Origin of the sequence: Saccharothrix mutabilis subsp. mutabilis (genome assembly GCF_039521145.1) — a bacterium.
In the GTDB taxonomy this organism is placed as follows: Bacteria; Actinomycetota; Actinomycetes; order Mycobacteriales; family Pseudonocardiaceae; genus Actinosynnema; species Actinosynnema mutabilis.
In genome coordinates this window covers 93,995-112,592 of sequence record NZ_BAAABU010000001.1, presented here as the reverse complement: position 1 = coordinate 112,592, position 18,598 = coordinate 93,995, and the positions used below count along the sequence as shown (strand labels likewise).

The window sequence follows — 18,598 nt, the reverse complement described above, 5'->3', positions numbered from 1 at the left end:
CACGAGGGCATGAGCATCGGGCTGCCCGACGGGATCACCGCCTGCCTCTTCGACCTCGACGGGGTGCTGACCAGCACCGCCGTGCTGCACCGCCGCGCGTGGCGGCGCACGTTCGACGACTTCCTGCGCCCCCGCGGCGAACCGCCGTTCGCCGAATCGGACTACATCAAGTACGTGGACGGCCGTCCCCGCTACGACGGCGTGCGCACGTTCCTGGCCTCCCGCGGCATCACGCTGCCCGAGGGGGCGCCGGACGACCCGCCCGACCGCGACACCGTCCACGGCGTCGGCAACCGCAAGAACGAGCTGATCGACGCGATCATCCGGCAGGAGGGCGTCGCCCCCTACCCGGGCACCGTCCGCTACCTCGACGCCGTCCACGGCAGGCTGAAGGTCGGCGTGGTGACCTCCTCGGCGAACGCGACCCGGGTCCTCGACGCCGCCGACCTGTCGAAGTACGTGCAGGCGCTGGTGGACGGCGTGGTGATCAGCCGGGACGGGCTGCGCGGCAAGCCCGCGCCGGACTCCTTCCTGGCCGGCGCCGAAGCGCTGGGCGTGGCGCCGGAGCAGGCGGCGGTGTTCGAGGACGCGTTGGCCGGGGTCGCGGCGGGACGCGCGGGCGGGTTCGGGTACGTGGTGGGCGTGGACCGCGCGGGGCAGCGCGCGGCGCTGCTGGACAACGGGGCGGACGTGGTGGTCGAGGACTTGGCGGAGCTGCTGTGACCGGTTACGAGATCCAGCCGTGGGCGTTGCGCTGGCACGGCCTGTCGGTGCCCGACCTGCGGCGGACGGAGTCGACGTTCGCGCTGTCCAACGGGCACATCGGCATGCGCGGCACGTTGGACGAGGGTGAGCCGCGCGGCCTGCCCGGCACCTACCTGAACGGGTTCTACGAGGAGCACTCGCTGCCCTACGGCGAGGGCGGCTACGGCTACCCGGAGGCCGGGCAGACCGTCGTCAACGTCACCGACGGCAAGGTCGTCCGGCTGCTGGTCGAGGACGAGCCGCTGGACATGCGCTACGGCCACGCGCTGGACCACGAACGGATCCTGGACTTCCGGTCCGGCACGCTGCGCCGCCACACCGAGTGGGAGTCGCCGACCGGCCGCCGGATCACCGTGCGCAGCGAGCGGCTCGTGTCGTTCACCCAGCGCGCCGTGGCCGCGATCCACTACGTCGTCGAACCGCACGACGACCTGCAGCTGGTGGTGCAGTCCGACCTGCTGGCCAACGAGCCCGTCGAGCACCGGGGCGGCGACCCGCGCGTGGCCGCCGCGCTGGACGCGCCGCTGGTGGCCGACTTCGCGTGGGCCGAGGGCGCGCGGGCCGTGCTGGCGCACCACACCCGGCGCTCGGGCCTGCGCATGGCCGCCGCGATGGACCACGAGCTGGACGTCAGCGACGGCGTGCGCACCGGCATCCACGCCGAGGGCGACCTGGCCCGGTTCACCGCCGCCGTGGACGTCCCGGCGGGCGGCGCGCTGCGGCTGACCAAGTACCTCGGTTACGGCTGGTCCGCGCAGCGGTCGGTGCCCGCGCTGCGGGCGCAGGTCGACGCGGCGCTGGCGGGCGCGCGGCAGACCGGCTGGGAAGGCCTGCTGCGCGAGCAGCGCGCGTTCCTGGACGACTTCTGGGAGGTCGCGGACATCGAGGTGGACGGCGACGAGGAGATCCAGCAGGCGCTGCGGTTCGCGCTGTTCCACATCCTCCAGGCCGGCGCCCGCGGCGAGACCCGGGCGATCGCGGGCAAGGGCCTGACCGGCCCCGGCTACGACGGGCACGCGTTCTGGGACACCGAGATGTTCGTGCTGCCGGTGCTGACCTACACGGTCCCCGACGCGGCGCGGGACGCCCTGCGCTGGCGGCACTCCACGCTGCCCAAGGCGCGCGAGCGGGCCGTGGTGCTGGGCCAGCACGGGGCGGCGTTCCCGTGGCGGTCCATCAACGGGGCGGAGTGCTCGGCGTACTGGCCCGCGGGCACGGCGGCGTTCCACGTCTCCGGCGACGTGGCCCACGCGGTCGCCCAGTACACCGCGGCCACCGGCGACGTCGAGTTCGACCGCGAGTGCGGCACGGAACTGCTGGTGGAGACCGCGCGGCTGTGGATGTCGCTGGGCCACCACGACCAGCACGACGGGTTCCGCGTCGACGGCGTGACCGGCCCGGACGAGTACTCGGCGATCGTGGACAACAACGTCTACACCAACCTGATCGCGCAGAAGAACCTGCGGGAGGCGGCGCTGGCGGCCGAACGGCACCCCGAGAAGGCCGGTGACCTGGGCGTCAAGCCCGAGGAGGTGCGGGCGTGGCGGCTGGCGGCGGACAAGATGCTGGTGCCGTTCGACGAGCTGCTGGGCGTGCACCAGCAGGCCGAGGGGTTCACCGCCCACGCGGAGTGGGACTTCGCGCGCACCGCCGAGGACGAGTACCCGTTGCTGCTGTCCAAGCCGTACTTCGACCTCTACCGCAAGCAGGTGGTCAAGCAGGCGGACCTGGTCCTGGCCATGCACGTGCGCGGTGACGTGTTCACCCCCGAGCAGAAGGCCGCGAACTTCGCCTACTACGAGGCCCGGACCGTGCGGGACTCGTCGTTGTCGGCGGGCACGCAGTCGGTGCTGGCGGCCGAGGTGGGCGCGCTGGAGCTGGCCTGGGACTACCTGGCCGAGGCGGCGTTCACCGACCTGCACGACCTGCACCACAACGTCCACAACGGACTGCACATGGCGTCGCTGGCGGGCGCCTGGATCGCGGTGGTCGCCGGGTTCGGCGGCATGCGCGACCACTCGGGGCTGACCTTCGCGCCCCGCCTGCCACCGAGCCTGGCGCGGATGGCGTTCCGCATGTCCTACCGGGGCACGCGGTTGTGCGTGACGGTCGGCCGGGAGGAGGCGACGTACCGGATCGTGTCGGGCGGCGCGCTGCGCACCGAGCACCACGGCAAGCCGATCGTGGTGGAACCCGGCACGCCGCTCACCCTCCCGATCCCCGAGCCGCCCACGCCGCCGGAGGTGCGCCAGCCGCACGGCCGCGAACCGGTGCGCCGGGAGCCGAGGCCCTAGTCGCCCTTGTGGGGGCGCAGCGCCGACGGCTTGTGCACCGCGTCCCGGCCGCTCTTCGCGCTGCGCACGCGGTACTGCGGGTCGTCCTTGGAGGCCTTCACCTTCCGGCCGGCGGCCTCGGTGTCCTCGGTGATCTTCTCCTCGACCTTGCCGTGGGTGGTGCTGCCGTGCGACTTCCACTCGACTTCGTCGCCCTTGCGGAACGTTTCGCCCATGACTTCTCCTCCGCCGAATCTTCCGGTGCCCCACGGGTACCCGCTCCACCAGGGGAACCAACGGAGGGGTCATGGACGAGCACCAGCGGATCAGGGACGAGTTCTCCGAGGCGGTCAACCTCACCGCATCGGAGTTGGAGGACTGGCTCGGCACGGACGAGTCGCGGGCCGTGGGGCAGAAGGACGGTGGCGACGAGTCCACCGGGCACGCCTCCGGGCGCCGCATCGTGCGGTTGCTGCGCACCAAGAAGGACGACCTCAGCGACGACGACTACGCCCACATGCGCAAGGTGGTCGGGTACGTGCACCGGCACCTCGCGCAGCGGCCCAAGGACGTCGAGGACTCGGCGTGGCGGTACTCGCTGATGAACTGGGGCCACGACCCGTTGAAGCGGTGAAGACGCCCGGCCAGGGCTCCTCGGGGGGAGGGGAGCCCTGACCGGGACTTGCAGGCGGCCCAGGGGGGCTGTGGCCGCCTACGCCATCATCGTCGCGCGCCGGCGCCCCCGTTACGCGCGGTGCCGGGGATTTCCCCATGGGACCATTCGGAATGGCAATGGGGACGCGCGACCGCCGTATCGCACCACACCGCGACCGTCCACTTCGTCCCGGGGGTCGTGGCATCCCGCGCGACGGGGATCGTTACCGCAGATCTGCGGGTTTCACCTGAAAATGGGTAACCCACACAGGTGAGATGTCCAGCGCGCGGGCGGTCCGCCGGTCAGTATCCCCGGGTGTGAGCGGAACACCGATCTACGACGAGCTGGCGGCGACGTACCTCGCCGACCTCGACCTCAGCGCCCTGGACCGGCCCGGGCCCGAACCCGTCGTCGCTCCCGAGCCCGCCGGACCCGCCGAGCCGCAGCCCCGCGGTCGCACGAATGCGTGATCTTGACACCCCGCCGCGCGCGGGGGTAGTACGACTGGTGACGTGACCAGGGCCGCCGCCTGTGGGGAAGGTGGAGCGGCATGCGCGTGCGGGCGGTGCTCACGGCGGTCTTCCTGCTGGCGGCGTGCACGGCCGCGCCTCCCGAGCGGGTGACCCTGACCTGGTGGGACCACCTCGACCACTCCCCCGTCGCCGACCAGGCCGTCGAGGCGCTCATCGCCCGCTACCGCGCGGCGCACCCGCACGTGGAGATCGAGCGGACCGCCGTGCCGCGCGCCGAGCTGGAAGAGCGCCTGGCGCGCGGACCCCGGCCCGACATCGCCGCCGTGGACGTCGCCGCCCTGCCCCGCCTGGCCGCCGCCTCCGCCCTGACCGACCTGAGCGGGCGGTTCCAGGGGTGGGACCTGCCGTTCGTCGAGCCCGCGCGGGACAGCGTCCGCTCCGCCGGCCGCTACTACGGCGTGCCGCTGCGCACCGACACCCCGGTCCTGCTCTACAACCGGGACCTGCTCGCCGCCGGCGGCGTCGCCGGACCGCCCGCGACGTGGGCGGACCTGCGGGTCACCGCGCAGTCGCTGACCGGGGCGGGCCGGTGGGGCCTGTGCCTGGCCGCCGGGGCGGGCGACGACCTGACCGGCACGTTCCTGCCGTTCCTGTGGCAGGCGGGCGGCGACGTGCGGGACGTCACCGGAGCGGTCGACGCACTGTCCTTTGTGGACTCTTTGCTCACGGGCGCCCACCCCGACTCCCTGCGGTGGTCCAGCGCCGACGCGACCACGGCGTTCACCCAGGGGCGGTGCGCCATGACGGTGAACGGCCCGCGCGCCGTGCCCGCGCTGAACGCGGCCGGTCTCGACTGGGGCGCCGCGCCCCTGCCCGCGGGCCCCGCCGGCACCGCGTCCCTGGTGCGCGGCGAGGCGTGGGTGGTGGGCGCCGGCAGCCCGCACGCCGACCGGGCGTGGGAGGTGCTGCGGTGGCTGGCCGAGCAGCCCGACAACGCCACCGAGTTCGGCGCGGCCCTGCAGGCGGTGCCCAACCGGTCGGACACCGCCGCCGACCCGGGGTGGCAGTGGGACCCCAACCTCGGCGCGTTCACCACCCAGCTCGCCTCCGCCCGCTCCCCCTACACGCCGCGCCACCCCGAGGTCTCGGCGGAGCTGTCCGCGATGCTGCGCGCGGTCCTGCACGAGGGCCGCCCGCCGGCCGACGCGGCGGCCGACGCCAAGCCCCGCCTCGACCCGCTGCTGCGCTGACGGCGGCGGCGAATTGCAGATCATGTGCAGCAAACCGGTCTGTGGAGCCGAAAAACGCGGACCCCGAGCCGTTCACACCAGCCCGACCACCGTTCACCGACGACACCCCCGATAGGGGGGACATCCGTGCGTGGCGCAGGGCAAGGTATCCGGTCTCGGGCGTCGCCCCGCGACGACCGGGGTATCCGGGTCGCATGCGGAAAGAGGCACCGGTGAAGGACAAGGTCGAGAAGGGCGACACCACCACGCGCCCGTCGATGACCCGCGCCCAGCTGCTCGCGCTGGTCGTCGGGTCGCTCCAGCTCGTCTTCGCACTGGTGCCGATCCTCCCGATGAGCGCGGGCCACCAGGCCCTGCACGTGTGCACGGGGCTGGTCGGGATCGCGCTGGCGTGGAAGCACCGGTACGCCCGCCTGTACGGCATCGCGCTGCTCATGGTCTACGGCAAGCTCTACCTCGACGGCGTCGACACCTCCACCACCTGGCTTCAACTGCCCACGCTGGAGACGGCCGCCAACGGGCGGTCCGCGCTCGCGGGCCTGGTGATCGCGCTGGTGCCGGCGGTGACCCGGCGGTAGTCGCCCGCGGTCATCGTGCCGTCGGGGTGGAAGCGCAGCTTGGGGCTGCTGCTGTGGGCGATCGACTCGAACATCACGCGGTCCGCCGCGGTGGTGGGCCGCCAGTACATGTGGGCGCCGTGGGTGACGCCCATGTCGAGGTCGATCATCGTGGCCACGGCGCGGTCGTAGCGGCGGCCGGTCAGCGGCAGGCCGCCGGAGGCGTGGATGTCGAACACGTCGTGGTCGCCGGTCAGGGGCCGCAGCACCCCGCGCCGGTCGTAGCCGTGCACGACGCCGTCGCGCACGAGGTATTCACCGAGCTGTTCCAGCAACGCCATCTTGGGGCCGAGGTGGTCGAACTCGTCGCTGCGCTGGGTGAAGCGCTTCAGCAAGCGGTCGGTGACCCCGTAGCGGGGTAACCGGGGCCGGAAGAAGCCGACCAGGCCCCGGTAGCGGTGCCGGGCGCCCAGGCGGACGTCCAGGTCGTCGATGGTCTTGGCCTTCACGGCCTCGGGCTTGGGCAACGCGCCGTCGCGCAGCCACGCCACGGCGTGCGGGTTGGTGGCCCGCACGTCGATGACGAGGTCCTGCTCCGCGGCCACCTGCTGGAACTTTCGGGCGTTCTCGGTGGGCATGCCGAAAACCGGCTCCACGGACGCCATCGGGAAGAGGTGATCAGTGCGCACGGGTATTAAGGTCCGCCCGAAAACCGCGTGCACCAGAGCGCCGGCTTCGGTTAGCTCTAAGCGTGACCCCTGATGCGCTGATCGGACTCCTCGCCGGTCCAGACCGGTTGCGCGTGGTGGCCGCACTGGTCCTGGGTGCCCGCAACGTTACGGAGATCACCGAAGCGACCCGTTTGGACAACCGCGTGGTGGACCGGGCGCTGCGCAAACTCCGCACCGCGGGATTGGTGGAAGCCTACGGCGAGGTGCTGGTCCTGCGGGAGGAGGTCTTCACGCACGCGGCCCGCGTGGAGCGGCCGCGGGAGGATCCGTTCCTGAGGGACGGACGGCTGCTCAAGCTGCCGGCACAGCGCGGGCGCCGGCGCGAGGTGCTGGAACGGGTCGTCGTGGTGTTCGAGCCGGGTCGCCGCTACGCCGAGCGCGAGGTGACCGAGACGCTGCGCGAGCGGTGTGAAGGCGGCGAGGTCGACCACGTGGCCGTGCGGCGCCACCTGGTCGACGAGGGCCTGCTGGACCGGGCCGACGGCGAGTACTGGCGCTCCGGCGGCCCGGTCGAGGTCAGTTGAACCGGTCGGGGTCGGGCCCGATGCGCTCGCCCCGGTCGAGGGACGCGATCCGGTCCAGGTCGGACTGGTCGAGTTCGAAGTCGAACACGGCGAAGTTCTCCGCGATGCGGCTGGGCGTGACCGACTTGGGGATGACGACGTTGCCGAGCTGGAGGTGCCAGCGCAGCACGACCTGAGCCGGGGTGCGGCCGTGCTTGGCGGCGACGGCGGTGAGCACGTCGTCGCGCAGCAGGTCACCGCCCTGGGCCAGCGGGCTCCACGCCTCGGTGGCGATGCCGTGCTCGGCGTGGAAGGCGCGCAGCTCGGCCTGCTGGAGGCGGGGGTGCAGCTCGACCTGGTTGACGGCGGGCACGGTGCCGGTCGCGTCGACCACCCGTTCGACGTGGGCCGGTTGGAAGTTGGAGACGCCGATCGCCCGGACGCGGCCGTCGGCGAGGAGCTTGCCCAGGGCGCGCCAGCTGTCGACGTAGCGGTCGCGGGCCGGGGCGGGCCAGTGGATGAGGTAGAGGTCGAGCCGGTCGAGGCCGAGGCGGGCGAGGCTCGCGTCGAACGCGCGGAGGGCCTCGTCGTAGCCCTGGTCGGAGTTCCACAGCTTGGTGGTGATGAACAGCTCGTCGCGGGGGTGGTCCTGGATCGCCCGTCCGACGGGTTCCTCGTTGCCGTAGATGGCGGCGGTGTCGATGCTGCGGTAACCGGTGCGGAGCGCCTCCCGCACGGCCGCCTCGGTGTCCTCTGTGGACACCTGGAAGACGCCGAAACCGAGTTGCGGCATGGTGACGCCGTTGTTGAGGGTGATGGTGTTCGTCATTCTCACCATGATGCCCGCTGTCAACGACTCCCACGTCCTGGACGGCGTTGACCCCTTGGACGTGCCCGCCGCGAAGGGGGTGGCGGACCTGCCCGCGCGGCGCATCCTCGCTGGTTCGCGCAGGCCCACGGCATCGTGGTACCGCATGGACGACCCTGGTCGAACAGTCCGCCCTGGCCTGCTGACCCGCCCTCGTCAGGCGGCCCGCGGAGTCCTTCACTGCGACATTCGGGCTACTTCGCGTTCCACCGGCGGAGGCAGGCGGCGCCGGTCGCGCAGGGCCGCGGGGAGGCGGTGCAGGGCCTCCGCGAAGGCCCGGCGAGCGGGTGGGGTGGTCAGGGCCTGGCGGCCCAGGGCCAGGGTCGCCCGCAGCGCCACGCCGGGTGGGCGGCGCAGCCAGGTGGTCAGCAGGTCGTTGCGCAGTTCCCGGGTCCGGCCGGCCGCCGGCGACGCCCGGGACGGGGACGGCTGGTGGTGGGCGGTGACCGAGTCCACGTACGCGCAGGCCCAGCCCGCCGCCGCCAGGTCCCACGAGAACAGCCGCTCCTCGCCCCGGAAGAACAGCAGGGGGTGGAAGCCGCCCACGTCCAGGAAGGCCCGGCGCCTGACCACCGCCGCGCAGCACAGGAAGCCGAAGACGCTCGGGCCGGGCAGGTCGTGGGCGCGCCCCAGGGGCGAGGACGCCATTTCGGAGCAGATGGGGTCCTCGCGGCCATCCGGTTCGATGACGGTGCGGGCGGCGATCAAGCCCAGGCGCGGGTGGGCCTCGAACAGCTTCTCCGCGTGGTGGAGAGCGTCCGGGGACCACCACGAGTCGTCGTCGCAGAAAGCCACGTACGGTGTACGGGCGGCCTGAACGCCGTGGTTGCGGGCGATCGCGCCGAAATTGCGGCCCAATGGCAGAACGCGCACGTTCGGGAATCGAGCGGCCCGGCGCGCGGTGTCGTCGGACGAGCCGTTGTCCACGACGACGATCGGCACCTCCAGCCCGGCCAACCGCTCCAGGGTGCGCGTCAAGTCCGCCACGCGGTCGCGCGTGGCGATCACCACCGTTGTCCCCTCCACCGCCGGGTACTACCCGGGCGACAAGTGGTTACACCCCCGATCCACGGGTAGCTCCTCGACATGGGCTTCGAACGAGCGGTCGTGACCGGTGGCGCCGGGTTCCTGGGTTCGCACGTCTGCGCAGCGCTGCTCAAGCGCGGCACGGCGGTCACCTGCGTGGACGACTTCCGCACCGGGTCGCCGGACAACGTGCCCGAGGGCGTCGGGCTGGTCGTGGCGGACGTGTCGAAGCCGCTGGACCTGCTCGGACCGGTCGACCTGGTGATGCACCTGGCCTGCCCGGCCTCGCCCGTCGACTACCTGCGCGACCCCGTCGGCACCATGAAATCAGGCGGCCTGGGCACGTTGCACGCGCTGGAGCTGGCCAAGCGCAAGAACGCGCGCATCGTCATCGCCTCCACCAGCGAGGTCTACGGCGACCCCCTCGAACACCCGCAGAGGGAAACCTACTGGGGCAACGTCAACCCCATCGGCCCGCGCAGCGTCTACGACGAGGCCAAGCGCTTCGGTGAAGCCCTGACCTGCGCGTTTCGCCGGGAGTACGGCACGGACACCGGCATCGTGCGGATCTTCAACACCTACGGCCCGCGCATGCGCACCGACGACGGTCGGATGATCCCCACGTTCTTCAGCCAGGCCCTGGCCGGCGAACCGCTCACCGTCCACGGCGACGGCAGCCAGACCAGGTCGCTGTGCCACGTGGACGACCTGGTCCGCGGTCTGGTCGCCATGGCCCACAGCGACCACCCCGGCCCGGTCAACCTGGGCAACCCCGAGGAGGTCACCGTCCTGGAGGTCGCGCGCCGGGTCGTCGAGGTGTGCGGCAGCGAGTCGGAGATCCGGCACGTCGAGCCCATGCAGGACGACCCGCGCCGCCGCCGCCCGGACATCTCCCTGGCCCGCGAGGTCCTGGGCTGGGAACCCCGGATCGACCTCGCCGAGGGCCTCCGCCGCTCGTTTGACCGACATCTCGTCGGGTAGTCGCCAGCCAACCACAGGAAAGGGGACGACCGTGCGCGTGCTCGGGATCAACGCGATCTTCCACGACCCCGCCGCGGCGCTCGTCGTGGACGGACGCATCGTGGCCGCCGCCGAGGAGGAACGGTTCTCCCGGCGCAAACACGGCAAGCGACCGGTGCCGTTCTCGGCGTGGGAGCTGCCGGAGCAGGCGGCCCGCTGGTGCCTCGCGCACGCGGGCCTGTCGCCGGGCGACCTGGACGCCGTCGCGTACTCGTACGACCCGTCGCTGGTCGAGCCGAACGACGTGCCGTGGGAGGACCTGCGCACGGAGTACGCCCGCCGCGCGCCCCAGTTCCTGGCCACCGCGCTGCCGGGCCTGGACCCGGGCATCGTGCGGTTCGTGCCGCACCACGCGGCCCACGCCGGTTCCACGGGCCTGGCCGCGCCGTTCGACGGCGACTGCGCGGTGCTGGTGTCCGACGGGCGCGGTGAGTGCGGGTCGCACCTGGCGGGCAGCTACCGCGGGCACCGGCTGGAGACGCTGGCCGCGCAGAAGCTGCCGCACTCGCTGGGCCTGCTCTACGAGGACCTGACCGAGCACCTGGGTTTCCTGCGCTCCAGCGACGAGTACAAGGTGATGGCGCTGGCCTCCTACGCCAAGCCCGTGCACCTGGACCTGATGCGCGAGCACATCAAGGCCACCGAGGACGGCGGTTTCCACATCACGCCGGTGGACTGGGCGACGCTGGCCAAGCGGCGCGGGGCCGACGACGAGATGACCCGTGAGCACGCCGAACTGGCCGCCAGCGTGCAGGTGCGGCTGGAGGAGGTGCTGCTTGACCTGGTGCGCTGGCTGCACGACCGCACCGGGCAGCGGCGGCTGACGATGGCCGGCGGTGTGGCGCTGAACTGCGTGGCGAACACGCGGATCTTCGCCGAGGGGCCGTTCGACGAGGTGTGGGTGCAGCCGGCGGCCGGTGACTCGGGCACCGCGCTGGGCGCGGCGCTGCACGTGGTGGCGGAGGCCGGTGAGCCCGCCGCCGCGATGCCGGGCGCGGACCTCGGGCGCGGCTGGACCGACGACGAGATCGAGGAGTACCTGAAGCGGGCCAAGATCTCCTACGAGGAGCCCGCGGACGTGGCCGAGGAGGTCGCGCGGGCGTTGGCGGAGAACCGGGTCGTGGCGTGGTTCCAGGGTCGCAGCGAGTACGGCCCGCGCGCGTTGGGCCGCCGCTCGCTGCTAGCGAACCCCTGCTACGCCGAGAACCTGGAGCGCATGAACGACGTGAAGGGCCGTGAGCAGTTCCGGCCGATCGCGCCGATGGTGCTCGCGGACCGCGCGTCCGAGCTGTTCACCCGAGGCCCGTTGCCCAGTCCCTACATGCTCTTCGTGCACGACGTGCGCCCGGAGTGGCGGGACCGCATCCCCGCGGTCGTCCACGTGGACGGCACCGCGCGGGTGCAGACCGTGGACCCGGCCACCGAACCGCTGGTGGCGCGGGTGCTGGAGGGTTTCGCGGCGCGCACGGGCGTGCCGGTGATCGTCAACACCAGCCTGAACACCGCGGGGCGGCCGATGGTGGACGACCCGCGCGACGCGCTGGAGTGCTTCGGCTCCTCGCCGGTGGACCTGTTGGCGATCGGGAAGTTCGTGGTGCGGCGATGAGTCCCGATTACGCCGTGGTGATCCCGACCGTCGGCCGGGCGAGCCTGAGCGTGGTGCTCGACGCCTTGGAGCACGGCTCCGGGCCGCCGCCGCGCGAGGTGATCGTCGTGGACGACCGGCGCGACCCCGGTCCCCTGCCGCCCACGCACGGGGCGCGCGTGCTGCGCAGCGGCGGGCGCGGCCCGGCGGCGGCGCGCAACGTCGGCTGGCGGGCGGCGTGCTGCGAGTGGATCGCGTTCCTGGACGACGACGTCGTCCCGCCGCACGACTGGAAGAAGCAGCTCGCCGCGGACCTGGAGGCGGCGGACCTGGACGTGGGCGCCTCGCAGGCCGGCATCACCGTGCCGCTGCCGCAGGACCGGCCGCCGACGGACTGGGAACGCGGCACCGCGGGCCTGGCCGACGCCAAGTGGATCACGGCGGACATGGCCTACCGGCGGGCGGCGCTGGTGCACGCGGGCGGGTTCGACGAGCGGTTCCCCCGCGCGTACCGGGAGGACGCGGAGCTGGCGCTGCGGGTGCAGGAGCACGGGTACCGGATCGTGCGCGGGTCGCGGCGGACCACGCACCCGGTGCGGGAGTCGGACTTCTTCGCCAGCCTCCGCCAGCAACGGGGCAACGCCGACGACGCGTTGATGCGCCGGTTGCTGGGCGAGGGCTGGCGGGAGCGGATCGGCGGGCACCCCGGCCGGTTGCGCCTCCACGCGATGACCACGGCGACGTTCGGCCTGACCGTCCTGTTGGGACTGTTCCGGTCGCGGCTGGCGCTGGTCACCGGTGCGGTGTGGGCCGGGTTGACCGCGAAGTTCGCCTTGGAACGCATCGCCCCCGGGCCGAAGACACCGGACGAGGTCGTGCGCATGGTGGTGACCAGCGTCGCCATCCCCCCTGCCGCGTGCGCCCACCGGGTGCGCGGCGAGCTGAGGCACCGGGCGGTGCGCCCATGAGGGTGTTGGTGTTGCGCGCCTTGGGGTTGGGCGACCTGTTGACCGCGATACCCGCGTTGCGCGGGCTGCGGCGGGCGTACCCGGACGCGGAGATCACGCTCGCCGCGCCGGCGTGGCTGTCCGACGCGGTGGACCGCGTCGAGGCGGTGGACCGGCTGCTGCCCACCGAGGGCCTGGCGCCGATCGACTACCGCGAGCCCGACCTGGCGGTGAACCTGCACGGCCGCGGGCCGCGCAGCGTGGACCTGCTGCGGGTGACCGGCCCCAAGCGGCTCATCACGCACGGGACGCACGTGCCGTGGCGCGACGACCAGCACGAAGTCGACCGCTGGTGCCGGCTGCTGGCCCGCTACGGCATCCCCGCCGACCCGGAGAACCTGCACCTGACCCCGCGGGCCGTCCCGGAGCGGGCGCCCGCGAAGGGGCCGGTGGTCGTGCACCCCGGAGCCTCGCACGGCGCGCGGCGGTGGCCGGTGGAGCGGTTCGCCGCCGTGGTGCGGGCGATCGGGTCCGACGTCGTGGTCACCGGCAGCCCCGGCGAGGCCGGGCTGGTGCGGGCCGTGGCGTCGGCCGGCGCGGGGCGCGTCCAGATCGGTTCGCTCGGCGAGCTGCTGGACCTGGTGGCGGGCGCGCGGGCGGTGGTGTGCGGCGACACGGGTGTCGCGCACGTCGCCACCGCCTACGGCACGCCGTCGGTCCTGCTGTTCGGCCCGGTGTCGCCCGAGCACTGGGGCCCGCGGTCCGGGCCCCACAAGGTCCTGTGGCGCGGTCGGACCGGCGACACCTTCGCCGACGAACCCGACCCCGGCCTGCTGGAGATCACCGTCGAGGAAGTCCTGACGGCGTTGGGAGGTGTGTCGTGGCCCGGATCGGTGTCATCGGCGCGGGCTATGTCGGTCTGACCACCGCCGCCTGCTTCGCCCACCTCGGTCACGAGGTGGTGTGCGCGGACGTGGACGCGGGCAAGGTGGCGGCGCTGCGGCGGGCCGAGGTGACCGCGCACGAGCCGCGCCTGGCGGAGCTGGTCGCCGACGGCGTGGCGGACGGGACCCTGGACTTCGTGCTGGGCAACGGCCCCGCGCTGACCGGGGTGGACTTCGTGTTCCTGTGCGTGCCCACGCCCACCGGCGAGGACGGCGCGGCCGACCTGAGCGCGGTGGACGCGGTGCTCGCCGAGACCGAGCTGAGCGACTGCGTGCTGGTGGTGAAGTCCACCGTGCCGCCCGGCACGGCCGACCGGATCGCCGCCGACGTGCGGGTGCCCGTGGTGTCCAACCCGGAGTTCCTGCGCGAGGGCCACGCGGTGGACGACTTCCTGCGCCCGCAGCGGATCGTCGTGGGCGGTGAGGAGGAACCGGCGCGCCGCGTCGTCGCCCTCTACCCCAACGCGCCCGCCCTGGTGACCGACCGGGCCAGCGCCGAGCTGGTGAAGTACGCCAGCAACTGCTTCCTGGCCATGAAGCTGTCCTACGTCAACAGCCTGGCCGAGCTGTGCGAGCAGGCGGGCGCGGACATCGAGGACGTCACCGAGGGCATGCGGCTGGACGAGCGGATCGGGTCGGCGTTCCTGCGGCCCGGACCGGGGTGGGGCGGCTCGTGCTTCCCCAAGGACACCAAGGCGTTGCTGTCCACTTCGGACGAGAAGCACGTGGACTTCTCGTTGCTGCGCGCGACGATCGACACCAACGAGCGCCAGGCGCACCGCGTGGTGGAGAAGGTCCGCGCGGCGGCGGGCCCGTTGCGCGGCGCGCGGATCGGGTTGCTGGGCCTGACGTTCAAGGCCGGCACCGACGACCTGCGGGACTCCCCCGCGCTGGCGGTGGCCGCACTGCTCGCGGCGGAGGGCGCGGTGCTGACCGGCTACGACCCGTGCGTGGACCACGACGCCGGGCCGGTGCGCGTCACCGACTCGCCGCTGTCGGCCGCCCGGAACGCCGCCGCGCTGGTGGTGCTGACCGAGTGGCCGGAGTTCGCCGAGCTGGACTGGCCCGCGCTGGCCGCCGGCATGTCCCGGCCGGTCATCGTGGACACGCGCAACCTGTTGCCCGCGGACAAGGTCACCGAGAGCGGGTTCCAGCTCGTGGCCCTGGGCCGTTGACGCCGGGCCGTTGACACCGGGCCGTTGACGCCGGGCCGTCAGGCGGGCCTGGTCAGGTCGCGCACCTCCGGGCGCGGGCGGAAGCCGGCCGACCGGTAGGTGGCGACCGCGCCGACGTTGGAGCTGGGGGTGCAGACGAGCGCGCTGGACGAGCCCATCCGCTGGAGCGCGGCCGCGGCGGCGAGGTTGACCGCCTTGCCGTGGCCGTGCCCGCGGTGGTCCCGGTGCGTGCCCATCGGTTCGAGCAGGCCGGGCTTGCCGGGACCGGCCGACCACACCAGCACGGCCGCCACGGCGTTGTCCCGGGTGTCGTGGGCCAGCAGGCACCGGGCATCGCGGTAGGGCGAGCCTTGCGCCATCGCGTGCCAGCGCTGCTCGGTGAAGGTCGAGCGGTCGAACGACGCCCGGATCACGGCGGCCCACAGCGGGGCCCGCTCCGGCCCGACCACCTCGATCCGCACGCCGGGGTCCTCGACGGGCGCGGACAGGTCGCGGCGCAGGGGCGTCCACGGCTCGCCGGCGACCCAGCCGTGGTCGGGCAGGAGGTCTTGGAGCAGCGCGTCCACCGGCGCTTCGACGCTCACCCGGCCGTCCGGCAGCACGCCGCGCCCGGCGTCGGTGAGGTCTTCCACCAGGCGGTCGGCCAGTTCCGCGTCCCGCCGCACGTCCGGCGCGGTGGTGACGCGCAGCAGGTCGGGGCCGTCGAGCAGGCCGACGGCGAGGACGCGCCCGTCCCGGCGCCACGTCCGGACCGCGGCGGCCGTCGCCTCCGCGCCGAACCGCCGGTACCAGCCCAGGTCGCCCGGGTGCAGTTGCATGGGCGCGCCCTCGACCTGCCACTCCCCCAGCGCGTCCACGGCCTCGTCCAGGCCGTTGACGTCCGGCGTGCTCATCACGATCGCCACGGCGGTGATCACACACCACCGCGGCGGTCGTGCGCACGCGGATTTACGAGCCGGTGGACACCTTGCGACGGGGCTGGAACTGGCCCAGGTGCACGACCTTCATCGACGTCATCTCGTCCAGCAGCTCCGGGCCGTACCCGAAGCCGGTGCCGGACATGCGCCGGGGCTGCGCCGCGCCGCCGGGCGCGCCGCCGAACACCGCGTTGACCTTGACCGTGCCGACGGGCAGCGTCCGCCAGGCCTGTTGCGCGTGCGCCATCGAGCCGGTGAGGACGGTCGCGGCCAGGCCGTGCTCGTCCACGACGGCTTCGGCGAGCCCTTCCTCGAACGAGCCGACCACGCGGACCGGGGCGACCGGGCCGAACGTCTCCTGGCGCATGACGCGCATGCTCGGGGTGCAGCGGGTGAGGACGGTCGCCGGGTAGTACGCGCCCGGCCCGTCCGGCACCTCGCCGCCGATCAGCACCTCGGCCCCGTCGGCGACCGCTTCGGCGACGTGGGCGTGCACGAGCCCGCGGTGCTCGACGTCCACCAGCGGCTGCGCCACCCAGTTGCGCGCCTCGCCCACGAGGGCGTGGAGGAACTCGTCGGCGATCGCCTCGTGGACGAAGATCCGTTCGACGGACGTGCACAGCTGGCCGGCGTTGGTGAACGCGCCCAGCGCGGCCTGCGCCGCCGCCCACCCGGGGTCCACGTCGGCGTCCACGACGAGCGCGTCGTTGCCGCCGTTCTCCAGCAGCGCCTTGGCTCCGGTGCGGGCGGTGGCGGCGAGGATCGACCGGCCGGTGGCGGTGCCGCCGACGTGGGCGACGACGTCCACGTGGTGGTCGGCGGCCAGGCGTGCGCCCACCGCGCCGTCGCCGGTCAGGGTCTGCAGGACGCCGTCCGGGAAGGCCTCGGCCATCAGGGTGCCCATGAGCAGGCCCGTGTGGGGGCAGCGTTCGCTGGGCTTGTGGACCACGGCGTTGCCGGTGACCAGCGCCGCGCCGAGCAGTCCGCAGGCGACGGCGACCGGGTCGTTCCACGGGGTGAGCGCCACGACCACGCCGCGCGGTTCGGGCACCATGAAGTCGGTGGCGTCCCAGGAGCCGAGCAGCGACCGTCCACGGTGGACCGGTCCCAGCTCGGCGTACTGCTCCAGCGTGGACACGCCGGCGAGCACCCCTTCGCGCGCCGACTCGACCGGCCGGCCGGTCTCCTGCTCCAGGACCTTCGCCAGCTCGTCCGCGTGCGTGCGCAACACCCCCGCCCCCTGGCGCAGGGCCGCCCCGCGCTCGGCGGCCGGCGTGGCGGCCCAGCCCGGCTGGACCTGGCGGGCGGTGAGGACTGCGCCCGCGACCTCCTCCTCGGTGGCGGTGGGGAGGTGGCCGATCGACCGGCCGTCGCGGGGGCTGCGGATGTCGAGGTCACGCATGTCCGTCATGGCGACCGGGTACCCGACCGACCACGGGGAAACACCCAGGGAGGACCCATGCCCGGACGCAAGGAACTGCCCAGCACGGTCGCCCGTTCGCCGAAGAAGGCGCAGCGGACGTGGATCAAGGCGCACGACTCGGCGGTGGAGACCTACGGCGAGGGCGAACGCGCCCACCGGACCGCGTTCTCGGCGCTGAAGCACTCCTTCGAGAAGGTAGGCGACCACTGGGAACCCAAGGACCACAAGGGCCCGTCGGACAAGCAGGCCGCGCGCAGCACGCCGCGGCAGGGCAAGACGGCCGGCGGCGTCGACGCGAACGCGAGCAAGCAGCACCTGTACGACGTGGCCAAGCGCCTGGACGTGCCCGGCCGGTCGAGCATGACGAAGCAGGAGCTGGTGGAGGCGATCCGAAAGGCGAACAACCGCAAGACCGCGAAGGCCCGTTCCTGAGGGCGGGCCGGCCGGGTTCTGGGTGTCACCCGATCGAGTGACATGCAGGATCCGGCACTTTTCGGCTCTTCGCGCGTCCCGTGTATGAGGAGGGGGCGCGGAGCGGGTGTGGCCGGGTTCGCGTGCGCAGCGGGGCCGTTGGGCGGGGCAGCGGGGCCGCTGGGTGGGTGGGAGTGGCTCAGGCGGCCGGGGTCAGGGTTCGCGCCACTTCGTGTCGGTGAGCATGCCCGACGCCTGCGGGCCCATGAGGAGCATGCCGCCGTCCACCACGAACGACGCCCCGGTCACGTACGAGGCCGCCGGGGTCGCCAGGAACGCCACCACCGCCGCGACCTCCTTCGCGTGCCCCGGACGGCCCAGCGGCACGCCCGGCCTGGACTGGGTGCGCGGGTCCACGTCCTCCTGGCCCGTCATCGGGGTCGAGATCTCGCCCGGCGCCACCGAGTTCACCGTGATGTCGTGCTCGGCCAGCTCCATCGCCAGCACCTTCGTCAACGCGCCCAAACCGGCCTTCGCCGCGCAATAAGGGGCCGAACCGACCCGGGGCGCGTGCTCGTGCACCGACGTGATGTTGATGATCCGCCCGCCCTTGCCCGCCTCGATCATGTGCCGCGCCGCGCGCTGCGAGCACAGGAACGCGCCGTCCAGGTCCACCGACAGCACGTGCCGCCAGGTGGCGAAATCCATGTCCATCGCCTTGGTCGCGGAACCGGTGCCGGCGTTGTTCACCAGCACGTCCACGCCGCCCAGCTCCTCGGCCAGCTCGTCCACCACCGACGCGGCGGCCGGCAGGTCGGACAGGTCCAGGCGCCGGACGGCGGCCCGGACCCCCAGGTCGCGGACCTTCGCGGCGGTGTCGGAGGCGCCCTGCTCGTCGGTGTGCCAGGTGATGCCCACGTCGGCGCCGCCGCCGGCCAGGGCCACGGCGATCGCCTCGCCGATACCCGAGTCCGACCCGGTCACGATGGCGCGCAGCGGCGCGCCCCTGCGGTCCTGCGGGAGTGGTGTGCCCATGTCCGGCGGGTACCCGCGCCCGGGTTTGCGACACACCGTG

20 protein-coding genes are annotated in these 18,598 nt (G+C 73.3%); 13 read left to right on the top strand and 7 right to left on the bottom strand.

The window, feature by feature from the left end; translation table 11 throughout:
* Window positions 1-9 precede the first annotated feature (9 nt).
* Together ABD126_RS00530 and ABD126_RS00525 are read left to right on the top strand one after the other, a co-directional pair.
* On the top strand, window positions 10-723 hold the full coding sequence (locus ABD126_RS00530) for a beta-phosphoglucomutase family hydrolase (RefSeq protein ID WP_343931530.1): 714 nt from the start codon (window positions 10-12) through the stop codon (window positions 721-723).
* Entirely contained in the window at window positions 720-3,059 is a 2,340-nt protein-coding gene (locus ABD126_RS00525; protein WP_343931529.1) for a glycoside hydrolase family 65 protein, read from the top strand. Before ABD126_RS00530 ends, ABD126_RS00525 begins: the two co-directional genes overlap by 4 nt.
* Here the strand turns inward: ABD126_RS00525 and ABD126_RS00520 are convergent.
* Window positions 3,056-3,274 carry a hypervirulence associated TUDOR domain-containing protein gene (locus tag ABD126_RS00520; protein WP_343931528.1) on the bottom strand — a complete coding sequence of 73 codons (219 nt, stop codon included), beginning with the start codon at window positions 3,272-3,274 and terminating at the stop codon, window positions 3,056-3,058. The genes ABD126_RS00525 and ABD126_RS00520 overlap by 4 nt on opposite strands.
* Before the next feature lie 71 nt (window positions 3,275-3,345).
* On the opposite strand from ABD126_RS00520, the gene ABD126_RS00515 reads away from it, so the two are divergent.
* The 4 genes from ABD126_RS00515 (at window position 3,346) to ABD126_RS00500 (ending at window position 5,994) form a co-directional block, all read left to right on the top strand.
* Window positions 3,346-3,672 carry a DUF3140 domain-containing protein gene (locus ABD126_RS00515; protein WP_343931527.1) on the top strand — a complete coding sequence of 109 codons (327 nt, stop codon included), beginning with the start codon at window positions 3,346-3,348 and terminating at the stop codon, window positions 3,670-3,672.
* Window positions 3,673-4,010: 338 nt separating this feature from the next.
* Window positions 4,011-4,163 carry a hypothetical protein gene (locus ABD126_RS00510; RefSeq protein ID WP_343931526.1) on the top strand — a complete coding sequence of 51 codons (153 nt, stop codon included), beginning with the start codon at window positions 4,011-4,013 and terminating at the stop codon, window positions 4,161-4,163.
* An 80-nt stretch (window positions 4,164-4,243) separates the two neighbouring features.
* Window positions 4,244-5,416, top strand: coding sequence for an ABC transporter substrate-binding protein (locus ABD126_RS00505; RefSeq protein ID WP_343931525.1), 1,173 nt, complete (start codon window positions 4,244-4,246; stop codon window positions 5,414-5,416).
* Between the two features lie 194 nt (window positions 5,417-5,610).
* Complete coding sequence (locus ABD126_RS00500; RefSeq protein WP_343931524.1) at window positions 5,611-5,994, top strand: DUF4383 domain-containing protein; 384 nt, start codon at window positions 5,611-5,613, stop codon at window positions 5,992-5,994.
* Here ABD126_RS00500 and ABD126_RS00495 read toward each other — a convergent pair.
* The gene (locus tag ABD126_RS00495) at window positions 5,904-6,662 is read right to left on the bottom strand and encodes a hypothetical protein (protein WP_343931523.1); all 759 of its coding nucleotides are present in this window, start codon (window positions 6,660-6,662) and stop codon (window positions 5,904-5,906) included. The two genes, ABD126_RS00500 and ABD126_RS00495, sit on opposite strands and share 91 nt — an antisense overlap.
* A 62-nt stretch (window positions 6,663-6,724) precedes the next feature.
* Here ABD126_RS00495 and ABD126_RS00490 point away from each other — a divergent pair, with 62 nt between their 5' ends.
* Complete coding sequence (locus tag ABD126_RS00490) at window positions 6,725-7,228, top strand: DUF2087 domain-containing protein (RefSeq protein ID WP_343931522.1); 504 nt, start codon at window positions 6,725-6,727, stop codon at window positions 7,226-7,228.
* Here ABD126_RS00490 and ABD126_RS00485 read toward each other — a convergent pair.
* Both ABD126_RS00485 and ABD126_RS00480 read right to left on the bottom strand, forming a co-directional pair.
* The gene (locus ABD126_RS00485; protein ID WP_343931521.1) at window positions 7,221-8,036 is read right to left on the bottom strand and encodes an aldo/keto reductase; all 816 of its coding nucleotides are present in this window, start codon (window positions 8,034-8,036) and stop codon (window positions 7,221-7,223) included. The two genes, ABD126_RS00490 and ABD126_RS00485, sit on opposite strands and share 8 nt — an antisense overlap.
* A 216-nt stretch (window positions 8,037-8,252) precedes the next feature.
* A complete protein-coding gene (locus ABD126_RS00480; protein WP_343931520.1) occupies window positions 8,253-9,086 on the bottom strand; it encodes a glycosyltransferase family 2 protein in 834 nt (277 codons plus the stop codon).
* A gap of 75 nt (window positions 9,087-9,161) precedes the next feature.
* Between ABD126_RS00480 and ABD126_RS00475 the strand changes: the two genes are divergently transcribed.
* Genes ABD126_RS00475 through ABD126_RS00455 form a run of 5 tightly spaced genes read left to right on the top strand, consistent with a single transcriptional unit; the run spans window position 9,162 to window position 14,772 of the window.
* Entirely contained in the window at window positions 9,162-10,082 is a 921-nt protein-coding gene (locus tag ABD126_RS00475) for a UDP-glucuronic acid decarboxylase family protein (RefSeq protein ID WP_343931519.1), read from the top strand.
* 31 nt (window positions 10,083-10,113) lie between these two features.
* Window positions 10,114-11,727, top strand: coding sequence for a carbamoyltransferase family protein (locus tag ABD126_RS00470; RefSeq protein ID WP_343931518.1), 1,614 nt, complete (start codon window positions 10,114-10,116; stop codon window positions 11,725-11,727).
* Window positions 11,724-12,674: a glycosyltransferase family 2 protein gene (locus ABD126_RS00465; RefSeq protein WP_343931517.1), complete on the top strand. Its 951-nt coding sequence runs from the start codon at window positions 11,724-11,726 to the stop codon at window positions 12,672-12,674. Before ABD126_RS00470 ends, ABD126_RS00465 begins: the two co-directional genes overlap by 4 nt.
* On the top strand, window positions 12,671-13,576 hold the full coding sequence (locus ABD126_RS00460; RefSeq protein ID WP_343931516.1) for a glycosyltransferase family 9 protein: 906 nt from the start codon (window positions 12,671-12,673) through the stop codon (window positions 13,574-13,576). Before ABD126_RS00465 ends, ABD126_RS00460 begins: the two co-directional genes overlap by 4 nt.
* Complete coding sequence (locus ABD126_RS00455) at window positions 13,534-14,772, top strand: UDP-glucose dehydrogenase family protein (protein ID WP_343931515.1); 1,239 nt, start codon at window positions 13,534-13,536, stop codon at window positions 14,770-14,772. The genes ABD126_RS00460 and ABD126_RS00455 overlap by 43 nt, the downstream gene beginning before the upstream one ends.
* 38 nt (window positions 14,773-14,810) lie before the next feature.
* On the opposite strand, the gene ABD126_RS00450 is transcribed toward ABD126_RS00455, so the two are convergent.
* Together ABD126_RS00450 and ABD126_RS00445 are read right to left on the bottom strand one after the other, a co-directional pair.
* Window positions 14,811-15,689, bottom strand: a complete 879-nt coding sequence (locus tag ABD126_RS00450; RefSeq protein WP_343931514.1) for a GNAT family N-acetyltransferase — start codon at window positions 15,687-15,689, stop codon at window positions 14,811-14,813.
* Between the two features lie 31 nt (window positions 15,690-15,720).
* Window positions 15,721-17,100, bottom strand: a complete 1,380-nt coding sequence (locus ABD126_RS00445; protein ID WP_343931513.1) for an aldehyde dehydrogenase family protein — start codon at window positions 17,098-17,100, stop codon at window positions 15,721-15,723.
* Between the two features lie 48 nt (window positions 17,101-17,148).
* On the opposite strand from ABD126_RS00445, the gene ABD126_RS00440 reads away from it, so the two are divergent.
* On the top strand, window positions 17,149-17,544 hold the full coding sequence (locus tag ABD126_RS00440; RefSeq protein ID WP_343931511.1) for a ChaB family protein: 396 nt from the start codon (window positions 17,149-17,151) through the stop codon (window positions 17,542-17,544).
* Window positions 17,545-17,736: 192 nt separating this feature from the next.
* Here ABD126_RS00440 and ABD126_RS00435 read toward each other — a convergent pair whose 3' ends face one another.
* Window positions 17,737-18,558, bottom strand: a complete 822-nt coding sequence (locus ABD126_RS00435; RefSeq protein ID WP_343931510.1) for an SDR family oxidoreductase — start codon at window positions 18,556-18,558, stop codon at window positions 17,737-17,739.
* Window positions 18,559-18,598: the final 40 nt, after the last annotated feature.

Bases quoted from the DNA above. Each gene is read 5' to 3' on its own strand.
- ABD126_RS00530 (WP_343931530.1), top strand. From the start codon at position 10: ATGAGCATCGGGCTGCCCGACGGGATCACCGCCTGCCTCTTCGACCTC.
- ABD126_RS00520 (WP_343931528.1), bottom strand. From the start codon at position 3,274: ATGGGCGAAACGTTCCGCAAGGGCGACGAAGTCGAGTGGAAGTCGCAC.
- ABD126_RS00515 (WP_343931527.1), top strand. From the start codon at position 3,346: ATGGACGAGCACCAGCGGATCAGGGACGAGTTCTCCGAGGCGGTCAAC.
- ABD126_RS00505 (WP_343931525.1), top strand. From the start codon at position 4,244: ATGCGCGTGCGGGCGGTGCTCACGGCGGTCTTCCTGCTGGCGGCGTGC.
- ABD126_RS00500 (WP_343931524.1), top strand. From the start codon at position 5,611: ATGCGGAAAGAGGCACCGGTGAAGGACAAGGTCGAGAAGGGCGACACC.
- ABD126_RS00485 (WP_343931521.1), bottom strand. From the start codon at position 8,036: ATGACGAACACCATCACCCTCAACAACGGCGTCACCATGCCGCAACTC.
- ABD126_RS00475 (WP_343931519.1), top strand. From the start codon at position 9,162: ATGGGCTTCGAACGAGCGGTCGTGACCGGTGGCGCCGGGTTCCTGGGT.
- ABD126_RS00465 (WP_343931517.1), top strand. From the start codon at position 11,724: ATGAGTCCCGATTACGCCGTGGTGATCCCGACCGTCGGCCGGGCGAGC.
- ABD126_RS00460 (WP_343931516.1), top strand. From the start codon at position 12,671: ATGAGGGTGTTGGTGTTGCGCGCCTTGGGGTTGGGCGACCTGTTGACC.
- ABD126_RS00445 (WP_343931513.1), bottom strand. From the start codon at position 17,100: ATGACGGACATGCGTGACCTCGACATCCGCAGCCCCCGCGACGGCCGG.
- ABD126_RS00440 (WP_343931511.1), top strand. From the start codon at position 17,149: ATGCCCGGACGCAAGGAACTGCCCAGCACGGTCGCCCGTTCGCCGAAG.
- ABD126_RS00435 (WP_343931510.1), bottom strand. From the start codon at position 18,558: ATGGGCACACCACTCCCGCAGGACCGCAGGGGCGCGCCGCTGCGCGCC.